The sequence below is a fragment of the Halomonas sp. 707D4 genome, assembly GCF_024158685.1.
GTDB lineage: Bacteria > Pseudomonadota > Gammaproteobacteria > Pseudomonadales > Halomonadaceae > Vreelandella.
Genome location: NZ_JAMZBD010000588.1, coordinates 1 through 1,667 on the forward strand (window position 1 = coordinate 1; position 1,667 = coordinate 1,667).

General features: G+C 69.8%; 2 protein-coding genes. Both read left to right on the forward strand.

Annotated features, from left to right (window positions below; translation table 11 throughout):
- Positions 1-1,520, forward strand: a 1,520-nt coding sequence (locus tag BIS11_RS16880; RefSeq protein ID WP_253586628.1) for a cobaltochelatase subunit CobN, incomplete at its 5' end; no start/stop codon positions are given.
- A gap of 47 nt (positions 1,521-1,567) precedes the next feature.
- The coding region (locus BIS11_RS16885) for a hypothetical protein (RefSeq protein WP_367399229.1) at positions 1,568-1,667 on the forward strand (100 nt) is incomplete at its 3' end.

Here is a 1,667-nt window from a genome sequence, read left to right on the forward strand (position 1 = left end):
GCCCCGCGGTGCTCGGCGATCTGCTGGCAAGCCCCTGGCGCACCGGCGCCGACACCCGCGAGCGCCTGGAGCTTATGGCCGAGGCGTTGGTCGAGAAGTTCGCGCTGGGCGATGGCGATCTCGAGGCGCTTGCCCACGACTACCCGGCCACCGCCGGGCAGCTTCATTTCGCCCGCAGGCTTTGGGCGACGCTCACTCGCGGCGTCGAGATGGAGCTTGGCTCGCTGCTCGAGGGCCTTGCCGGGCGCTTCGTGCCGGCGGGGCCGAGCGGGGCACCGAGCCGCGGGCGCCTCGACACACTGCCCACCGGGCGCAACTTTTACAGCGTCGACAACCGTGCGATTCCCTCGCCGGCAGCCTGGCGGCTGGGAGAAAAATCCGCCCAGGCGTTCGTCGAGCGCTACCTGCAGGACCACGGCGACTTTCCGCGAAGGCTCGGGCTTTCGATCTGGGGCACCGCCACCATGCGCACCGGCGGCGACGACATCGCCCAGGCCCTTGCGCTGATGGGCGTGCGCCCGCAGTGGTCGCTGGGCTCCCAGCGGGTGGTCGATTTCGAGGTGATTCCCGCCATGCTGCTGGGCCGGCCCCGGGTCGACGTCACGCTGCGCGTCTCCGGCTTTTTCCGCGACGCCTTTCCCAACGTGATTCGCCTGTTCGACGCCGCCGTCGAGGCGGTGGCCGAGTACCAGGAGCCCGGCGATAGCAACACCATCCGCCAGGCGGTGCTGGCGCGTGCCCATGAGCTCGAAGCCGAGGGCCTGGATTCAGAAACGGCCCGCGAGCAGGCGCGCTACCGCATTTTCGGCAGCAAACCCGGCGAGTACGGCGCGGGGCTGGGCCGGCTGATCGAAAACCGCGCCTGGGAGAGCGCGGATGAGCTGGCCGAGGCGTACCTCGCTGCCGGCGCCTACGCCTACGGGCAGTTCGAACACTCGGGCAGCCCCGCCCGCGGCGCTTTTGAACATCAGATCGAAGGGCTCCAGGCGGTGCTGCACAACCAGGACAACCGCGAGCACGACATTCTCGACTCCAACACCTACTACGCCTTCCAGGGCGGCATGGCGAACGCCACGCGCGCACTAAGTGGCAAGGCGCCAACGATCTTTCACGCCGACCACGCCAACCCGGCCGCGCCCAGGGTGCGCACGCTGAAGGAGGAGCTTGCGAAGGTGATCCGCGCGCGCGTTCTGAACCCCAAGTGGATCGAGGCGATGCGCCAGCACGGCTACAAGGGCGCCTTCGAGATGGCGGCCACGATCGATTACCTGTTCGCCTATGACGCCACGACGGATCTCGTTGCGGATCACCAGTACGCCCAGGTGAGCCAGGCGCTGGTGCTGGACGAGGCGAACCAGGCGTTTCTGCGCGAGCACAACCCGGCGGCCCTCGAGGAGATGGCCGAGCGCCTGTGCGAGGCCGCCCAGCGCGGCCTGTGGCAACACCCGGGCGAGGAGGGCGAGGCGCTCGAGGATCTACTGCTGGCGCTGGACGATGCCCGCGAACGGGGCGGCCCGTGAGCGCGCCGTTCGAGGTAAAAGGCTGGTGCCCCGGCGCCTGGCGGCCCATGGCCACCGGCGACGGCTGGCTGGTGCGCGTAAGGCCGCCCTTGGGCGAGCTGACCCGCGCCCAGGCGCTGGCACTTGCTGAGGCCGCTGAGCGCTTCG